Origin of the sequence: Pseudomonas sp. DCB_BI (assembly GCF_026240995.1) — a bacterium.
Classification (GTDB): Bacteria; Pseudomonadota; Gammaproteobacteria; order Pseudomonadales; family Pseudomonadaceae; genus Aquipseudomonas.
Genome location: NZ_JAPFCG010000027.1, coordinates 60,078 through 67,707 on the forward strand (window position 1 = coordinate 60,078; position 7,630 = coordinate 67,707).

General features: G+C 63.1%; 7 protein-coding genes and 1 pseudogene. 1 reads left to right on the forward strand and 7 read right to left on the reverse strand.

Annotated features, from left to right (window positions below; translation table 11 throughout):
• The 7 genes from OO258_RS24400 to tcyJ form a co-directional block, all read right to left on the reverse strand.
• On the reverse strand, nucleotides 1–801 hold the full coding sequence (locus tag OO258_RS24400) for a MetQ/NlpA family ABC transporter substrate-binding protein (RefSeq protein ID WP_266033668.1): 801 nt from the start codon (nucleotides 799–801) through the stop codon (nucleotides 1–3).
• Nucleotides 794–2,179 carry an LLM class flavin-dependent oxidoreductase gene (locus OO258_RS24405; protein WP_266033671.1) on the reverse strand — a complete coding sequence of 462 codons (1,386 nt, stop codon included), beginning with the start codon at nucleotides 2,177–2,179 and terminating at the stop codon, nucleotides 794–796. Before OO258_RS24405 ends, OO258_RS24400 begins: the two co-directional genes overlap by 8 nt.
• Nucleotides 2,179–3,360, reverse strand: a complete 1,182-nt coding sequence (locus tag OO258_RS24410) for an SfnB family sulfur acquisition oxidoreductase (RefSeq protein WP_266033673.1) — start codon at nucleotides 3,358–3,360, stop codon at nucleotides 2,179–2,181. Before OO258_RS24410 ends, OO258_RS24405 begins: the two co-directional genes overlap by 1 nt.
• 141 nt (nucleotides 3,361–3,501) lie before the next feature.
• A complete protein-coding gene (locus tag OO258_RS24415; RefSeq protein WP_266033676.1) occupies nucleotides 3,502–4,743 on the reverse strand; it encodes an SfnB family sulfur acquisition oxidoreductase in 1,242 nt (413 codons plus the stop codon).
• 326 nt (nucleotides 4,744–5,069) lie between these two features.
• Complete coding sequence (tcyN, locus tag OO258_RS24420; protein WP_110744831.1) at nucleotides 5,070–5,828, reverse strand: L-cystine ABC transporter ATP-binding protein TcyN; 759 nt, start codon at nucleotides 5,826–5,828, stop codon at nucleotides 5,070–5,072.
• A 2-nt stretch (nucleotides 5,829–5,830) separates the two neighbouring features.
• A complete protein-coding gene (tcyL, locus tag OO258_RS24425) occupies nucleotides 5,831–6,499 on the reverse strand; it encodes a cystine ABC transporter permease (protein WP_051099126.1) in 669 nt (222 codons plus the stop codon).
• On the reverse strand, nucleotides 6,496–7,290 hold the full coding sequence (tcyJ, locus tag OO258_RS24430) for a cystine ABC transporter substrate-binding protein (protein WP_266033683.1): 795 nt from the start codon (nucleotides 7,288–7,290) through the stop codon (nucleotides 6,496–6,498). The genes tcyL and tcyJ overlap by 4 nt, the downstream gene beginning before the upstream one ends.
• Before the next feature lie 235 nt (nucleotides 7,291–7,525).
• Between tcyJ and OO258_RS24435 the strand changes: the two are divergent.
• Nucleotides 7,526–7,630 (forward strand): annotated as a pseudogene (locus OO258_RS24435) (acyltransferase); the annotation flags it as partial.

The following is a 7,630-nucleotide window of genomic DNA, read 5'->3' on the forward strand; positions in this document are numbered from 1 at the left end:
TCAGCCTTCCCAGCCGGCCTGGTACAGCTTGCCGTGGGCTTTGTCGAGCGCTGCGCGCACCGTTGGCGAGTGTTGGTAGATGTCGACGAATTTGGCCAGGCGCGGGTCGTCCTTGCTCTGCGGGCGAATGACGAACTGGATCACATACTCCTTGTTCTCGAGGCCGTCGAACAGCAGTGCCGAGCCTGCATCGAAGCTATTGGCCAGGCGAATGTAGGCCGGGTAACCCTGCACCAGGTCGGCGTCGTCATACGCACGTACCAGTTGCACTGCCTCCACTTGCAGGATCTTCAGCTTTTTCGGGTTGGCGACGATGTCGTCCTCGGTGGCTTTATAGCCGACCCCGGGCTTGAGTGTGATCAAACCGGCCTTGGCCAGCAGTTGCAGGCCGCGGCCACTGTTGATCGGGTCGTTGGCGATGGCCACGCTGGCGCCTTCTGGCAGTTCGGCGAAGCTTTTGTACCTTTTCGAGTAGAGGCCGACGTTGTTGATGATGCCCGGGGCGTACGGCACCAGGTTGAAGCCCGCAGCCGCCTTGGCGTTTTCCAGGAACGGGATGTGCTGGAAGTAGTTCACGTCGATGTCGCCGCTGTTGAGGCTGACATTCGGCGCAATCCAGTCGCTGAACTCGATCAGCTTCACTTCAAGGCCTTGCTTGTGCGCTTCTTCCACGGCGGCCTCCAGCGGGATGGCAAAGGCCGAGGTGGTGCCGATCTTCAAGGGTTCGGCGGCCAGGGCAGTGGCGGCCATGCCGAGGGTAATGGCGATGGCCGCGACGGGCCGGAACAGTTTCTCAAGCATGGTGCAGGGCTCCAGTCGGGGATGGGGTGAAGCGGTAAGTCGAAGCGGGGTGGTCGGCGGGCAGGTGCGGGTGCGCGGCGTGGAACAGCTTCTGGCGCAGGGTGCCTTCGGCGTAGGCGGTCTTGTAACGGCCACGCTGTTGCAGTTGCGGAATGACCAGGTCGATGAAGTCTTCGAAGCTTTCCGGGGTGACGGTGCGGGTCAGGTTGAAACCGTCCAGCCCGGTTTCGTCGATCCAGGCGATCAGCTGTTCGGCGACCTGGTCGGGCGCGCCGACCAGCGTCACGTAGCGGCCGCCCAGGGCGTGCTGCTGCAACAGGCGTCGGCGGGTCCAGGCGTTGTCTTGCAGTTGGCGCGTGGCCGACTGGATGGCGTTGCCCTGGCTGAAGGCAATCGGCTCGTCCAATTCATAGGCGGCGAAGTCGATACCGGTGGATGCCGCGAAGTGCGCAACCCCAGCCTCGGCGCTGGCGTGGCGCAGGTACTCGGCATGCTTGGCCTGGGCCTGTTGCTCGGTCGGGGCGACCACCACCGTGATGCCCATGAACACCTTGACCGCCTGCGGGTCACGGCCGGCAGCCCGCGCTGCGGCACGTACCTTGTCGACCTGAGAGCGGGTGGCAGCCTTGTCCTGGCCGCTGATGAATACGCATTCGGCATGGCTGCCGGCAAAGGCCAGGCCACGCGGTGAGCTGCCGGCCTGGAACAGTACCGGGGTGCGCTGCGGCGAGGGCTCGCACAGGTGGTAGCCGTCGACCTTGTAGAACTCGCCGTGGTGCTCGACTTTGCGCACCCTGTCGGGCCGGGCATAGACACGTTGCTGGCGGTCGGCGACCACCGCGTCATCGGCCCAGCTGCCTTCCAGCAGCTTGTACAGTACCTGCAGGTATTCATCGGCCTGGTCGTAGCGACGGTCATGCTCGGGTTGCTGTTCCAGGCCCATGGCCCGGGCGGCGCTGTCGAGGTAGCCGGTGACCATGTTCCAGCCCACCCGGCCATTGCTCAGGTGGTCGAGGGTGGAAAGGCGCCGGGCGAACAGGTACGGCGCCTCGTAGGTCAGGTTGGCGGTAAGGCCGAACCCCAGGTGGCGGGTGACCGCAGCCATGGCCGAGACCAGCAGCAGTGGGTCGTTGACCGGCAACTGGATGGACTCCTTGAGGGTCACGTCCAGTGACTGCCCGTAGACGTCGTAGGTGCCGACGATATCGGCGATGAACAGCCCGTCGAACAGGCCACGCTCCAGCAGGCGTGCGAGGCGGGTCCAGTAGTCCAGGGTCTTGTACTGGGGCGAGGTGTCCCGTGGGTGGGTCCACAGGCCGTGGTTGATGTGCCCGATGCTGTTCATGTTGAAGGCATTGAGCAGGATCTGCCTGGCCATCAGATGGTCCCCCGACGTGGTGGGTTGGCATCGTTGAGGTAATAGTTACCGATAGCGTGGTACTTCCAGCGCACCGGGTCGTGCAGGGTGTGCACGCGGGCGTTGCGCCAGTGGCGATCCAGGTTGTGCTCGGCCAGCGTCGCCTGGCTGCCGCCCAGCTCGAACAGGGCAGTACCGGCGGCGAGGGATATTTCGGTGCTGATGGCGCGAGCTTCGGCAACGGCGATGGAGGCTGCGGCGACATTGTCGGCGCTGCTGTCGTCGCGGGCGCGGTCGAGGTACTCGCCGGCACGTTCCAGCAGTGCTTCGGCAGCGTGTAGACGGATTGCCAGGTGGCCAAAGCTTTTCAGTGTCAGGGGGTCATCCGTGGCCTTGTCCAGGCCGGAATCGACCCACGGGCGGCTGCGGGTGCGCACGAAGTGCAGGGCATCTTCATAAGCGGCGCGGGCGATACCGGTATCGATGGCGGCGTGGAGAATCTGTGCCAGCGGGCCGACCGGGGTGGGGCGCTCGAAAGCGCTCTGGAACGGCACCACGTCGGTGGCGCTGACATACACGTTGTCGAACACCACCGAACCGCTGCCGGTGGTGCGCTGGCCAAAACCGCTCCAGTCGTCGATTACCTGCAGGCCTTGGCTGTCGGCCGGAACGAAGGCCAGGTGCTGCACGCCATGATCGTCCACCACCGAGGTGGGGATACGCTGGGCGTAGATGGCGCCGGTGGAGTAGAACTTGCGGCCATTGATGCGGAAGCCATCGCCGTCACGGCTCAGGCGGGTGGTGCGTTCGTTGGCGGTCTTGGTGCCCAGTTCAGCCAGTGCGTTGCCGAAGCGGCGGCCAGCCAGCACTTCGGCATACAGCCGCTGTTGCTGTTCGGGCGTGCCGTTTACCCGCAGCACTTCCAGGCCGTAGAAATGGTTTTGCGGGATCTGCCCAAGCGAGCCGTCGGCTTGGGCGATACGGGCGATGACCTTGGCCAGGGTGACGTTGGACACTCCAGCACCGCCGAAGGCCTTGGGCACGCTGATGGCCCACAGCCCGGAGCGGGTGAACAGCTCCAGTTCGGCGTGTGGCAGGCGGCGTTCGCGGTCGCGCAGGGCGCTGTCACGGCGCAGTTGCTGGGCGATGTCTTCGGCGACGGCCAGGGCTTGGGCGTCGCTGGTGATGATAGCGATTGTCATAAAGTTCTCCGGGGGGCGCCTCGCAGCCCTTCGCAGGCTTGCCCGCTCCCACAGGTAAAGTGATGCCAGTTCAAGCGGTGGCAATCCTGTGGAAGCGGGCAAGCCCGCGAAGGGCCGCGCAGCAGCCCCAAAGCCAGCAAATCAGATCCAGGAATGCCGCGCAGGCAGGGTGCCGCTAAGGTGGTAAGCGCCCACCGCGTGGTACTTCCAGCGCACCGGGTCGTGCAGGGTGTGTACGCGGGCATTGCGCCAGTGGCGGTCGAGGTTGAACTCGGCAAGGGTGGCCCGGCTGCCAGCCAGTTCGAACAACTTCTCGCTGGCCTGCAGGGCAATCTCGGTGGTCAGCACCTTGGCCTCCGCCACTGCGATCGAGGCCCGTGCTGCGGAGTCGGCATCGATCGGGGCGGCGTTCACCTCGTCGAGTACCCGAGCAGCCTTGCGCAGCAATGCTTCTGCCGCGTGAAGTTCAAGCTTCAGGCGGCCGATGTCAGCGATTACATAAGGGTCGTCGCTAGCCCGCTCGACATTGGCTTCGATCCACGGCCGGGATTTCTCGCGGACGAACTTGATCGCATCATCGATGGCCGCTTCGGCGATACCGGCGTCGATCGCTGCCTGGATCAGTTGCGAGGACGCGCCCTGAATGTTGGGGATATCACGCTGGCGCCAGTTGTCGATCACCAGCTCCGCGTCTACCGGCACTTCGTCCAACAGCACAGTGCCGCTGGCGGTAGTACGCTGGCCGAACCCGGACCAGTCATCGACGATGCGCAGCCCCGGGCTGCCCCGCCGCACGAATGCCAGGCGCTGGCGGCCTTCCTCGTCCAGGGCTTTGACCGCCACCCAGTGGGCGAACAAGGCGCCGGTGGAATAGAACTTCTCGCCGCTGATGCGATAGCTGTCGCCAACGCGAGTAATGCGGGCATTGAGGGTGAGCGTGTCCTTGGTGCCGCGCTCGGGCCCGGCGTTGCCGATGCGCCAGCCGTCGAGCACGCTGCGGAAAATCAGCGCCTGCTGCGCTTGGCTGGCCGTCAGGCGCAGCAGTTGCAGCATGCCGAACTGGTTCTGCGGGATCTGCCCCAGGGCGGGGTCGGCGGCGCTGATCACGCGGAACACTTCGGCTACGGTTTCGAACGATACGTCGGGGCCACCGAACGCCTTGGGTACGCTGATGCTGCCCAGGCCGCTGCGGGTGAACAGCTCGATTTCGGCCCATGGCAGTTTGCGTTGCTGGTCGCGGCGAGCGGCCTGCTCGCGAGCGACCTCGGCCAGTTCGCGGGCGGCTTGCAGGGCTTCTGCGTCGTTGCGCAGCACGCTGGCCGGCAGCAGCAGGGGCGAGCTGTCGAGATCGCTGTGGAATTGGCTATTTGGCTGGCTGGACATCAGTACCGCTCCTTGGCTGCACTCAATGCCCTGGCGTTACGCACTGGGGTGATTGTGATCCTGACCATTCCTGACCTCACAAAGTAGTTATGCCGCTACAGCTGGTCGCGGCAGATGTGTGCTGGTCCGGTGGTCCGGTTTATATACCCTAATGCTTTATAAAATGTTTATGAACTAACTCTTTGGAATATCTATAGAAGGAGGGATTTGTTACAGATGTGCCGGCCCTTTCGCGGGCACGCCCGCTCCCACAGGTACTGCACAGGTATTGAAACCGGTGCGACACCTGTGGGAGCGGGCTTGCCCGCGAAGAGGCCGGAACAGGTTTATTCGGAAGCTGCGGTGCCGAGGAACTTGCGCAGGAACTGCCGGGTACGCTCTTCCTTCGGTGCCGCGAACAGCGCCTTGGCTTCGCCCTGCTCCACGATCACACCCTTGTCGAAGAAGATCACCCGGTTCGCCACATCTCGGGCAAAGCTCATTTCGTGGGTGACGATGATCATGGTGCGCTTCTCCTCGGCCAAGCCTCGGATGGTCGCCAGCACTTCGCCGACCAGCTCCGGGTCCAGCGCCGAGGTGGGTTCATCGAACAGGATTACCTCCGGCTCCATGGCCAGGGCGCGGGCGATGGCTACCCGTTGCTGCTGGCCGCCCGACAGGCGCCGCGGGTAAGCGTCTTCCTTGCCCGCCAGACCCACCTTGGCCAGCAGGCGCCGGCCCAGTTCGATGGCTTGCTCGCGGGGCGTCTTCTTGACGATCACCGGCCCCTCGATCACGTTTTCCAGGGCGGTGCGGTGGGGGAACAGGTTGAAGTTCTGGAACACGAACCCGGCCTGCTGACGCAGGCGGCGGATCGCACTTTGCTGGCCACCCAGCGGGCGGTTTGCATCGATGCTGATGGCGCCTAGCTGGATCTGCCCGGCATCAGGCGTTTCCAGCAGGTTCAGGCAACGCAGGAAGGTGGTCTTGCCCGAGCCGCTGGGGCCAATGATAGCCACTACTTCGCCGGGCTGGACGGTCATGTCGATACCGTTGAGCACGGTCTGGCCCTTGAACCGCTTGGTCAGGCCTTTGACTTCAATCATGCTCAGTGCTCCTGGTCATGCTGGTTGACCCGCGCTTCCATACGGTTCTGGAAGTGCGCGAGGATGCTGCACAGCACCCAGTAGATGACCGCTACCGCCACGTACATGGTGAACACTTCAAAGGTACGTGCGGTGATCAGCTGGGCCTGGCGGAACAGCTCTGGCACCTGGATGGTTGCCGCCAAGGCAGTGTCCTTGACCAGCGAGATGAAGCTATTGCCCAGCGGTGGCAGAGCGGTGCGCAAGGCCTGTGGCAGGATTGCCCGGCGCATGGCCTGTACGCGTGTCATGCCGATACTGGCAGCAGCTTCCCATTGCCCGCGGTCGATCGAGGAGATCGCTGCGCGCAGGATTTCGCAGATGTAGGCGGCCATGTTCAGCGACAGGCCGATCAACGAAGCCGGGATCGGGTCGAGTTCGATACCGATCTGCGGCATGCCGAAATAGATCACGAACAGCTGCACCAGCAACGGCGTGCCGCGGAAAAACGACACGTAGACCCGCGCCAGCCAGTTCAGCGGCAGGATCTTCGACAGCCGCATCAGCGCGAGGGCGAAGCCCAGCACCAGGCCGAAGAACATGCCGCCAACGCTGAGCAGCACCGTATAACCCGCGCCCTTCAGCAGGAAGGGCGTGGAGTCGACAACAAGTTGCAGGCTTTCAGCGATCATTTGGTGACATCGGCACCGAAGTATTTTTCCGACAGCTTGGCCAGCGTGCCGTCAGCCTTGAGCTTGTCGATGGCCTTGTTGATTGCTGCCAGCAGTTCAGGCTCGCCCTTGCGCAGTGCCACGCCGCTCTCCAGGCGTGAGAACGCATCGCCGGCAAGTTCGGTGTCCTTGGCTTTTTGCGCGTATTCCAGTGCGGCCAGGCGGTCGATCAGGATGGCGTCGATGCGGCCGTTACGCAGGTCGGCGAACTTGCTTGGGTCGTCTTCGTAGGTGCGCACGTCGGCTTGTGGCACGTCCTTTTTCACCCACTGCTCATAGTTGGTCCCCAGGCCCACGCCGACCTTTTTGCCGGCCAGGTCCTGCGCGCCCTTGATGTTCAGCTGCTCGGCCTTCTTCTTCAGAATCAGCGCCTGAATGCCGGAGATGGTGTAGGGCTCGGAGAAGTCGTACTTCTTCTTGCGCTCTTCGGAAATGGTCACCTGGTTGACCACCACGTCCAGGCGCTTGGACTCCAGCGCAGCGAGGATGCCGTCCCACTTGGTCGGCTGGATCTTGGCCTTGACCCCTAGCTCCTTGGCAAGCAGTTCGGAGAGCTCGACCTCAAAGCCGGTCAGCTTGCCGTTTTCGTCCTGGAAGCTGAAGGGTGGGTAGGTGCCTTCCAGGCCGACGTTGATCACGCCTTTTTCCTGGATGGTCTTCAATTGTTCGCCGGCAAATGCCTGGCCGAGCAGGCCTGCACCCAGCAGGATTGCCAGGCTGGCGTTGAGTAGCGGTTTGGCGAATTTCGACATGTCAAAGCCCCGCGCTTGTTGTTTAAGTGGTGGGTGGCGACTATAGGGTTGGCTGCTTAGGCCAGGAAATACTAAAAAATTATTTTATTATTCCCTTTTGTATTTTTGCCAGGTGCTTGCTGCTTTGAGGGTAGGCGAGGTTGCCTGCGCCGTCATCGCCGCTTATGCCTGACTTAGCGCAGGATGGAATAAAGCGTTGTTTTTTCCAAGGGACGGATTTGCCGTAGAGTATTTCATGCTGTATTCGCTTCAGGCACTGCGGGCGTTCGCCGCCTGGGTGGTGGTCTGCCACCACTTCATGCAGATCTTCTTCGACTTCCACGCCACCGGCCCTATCGGC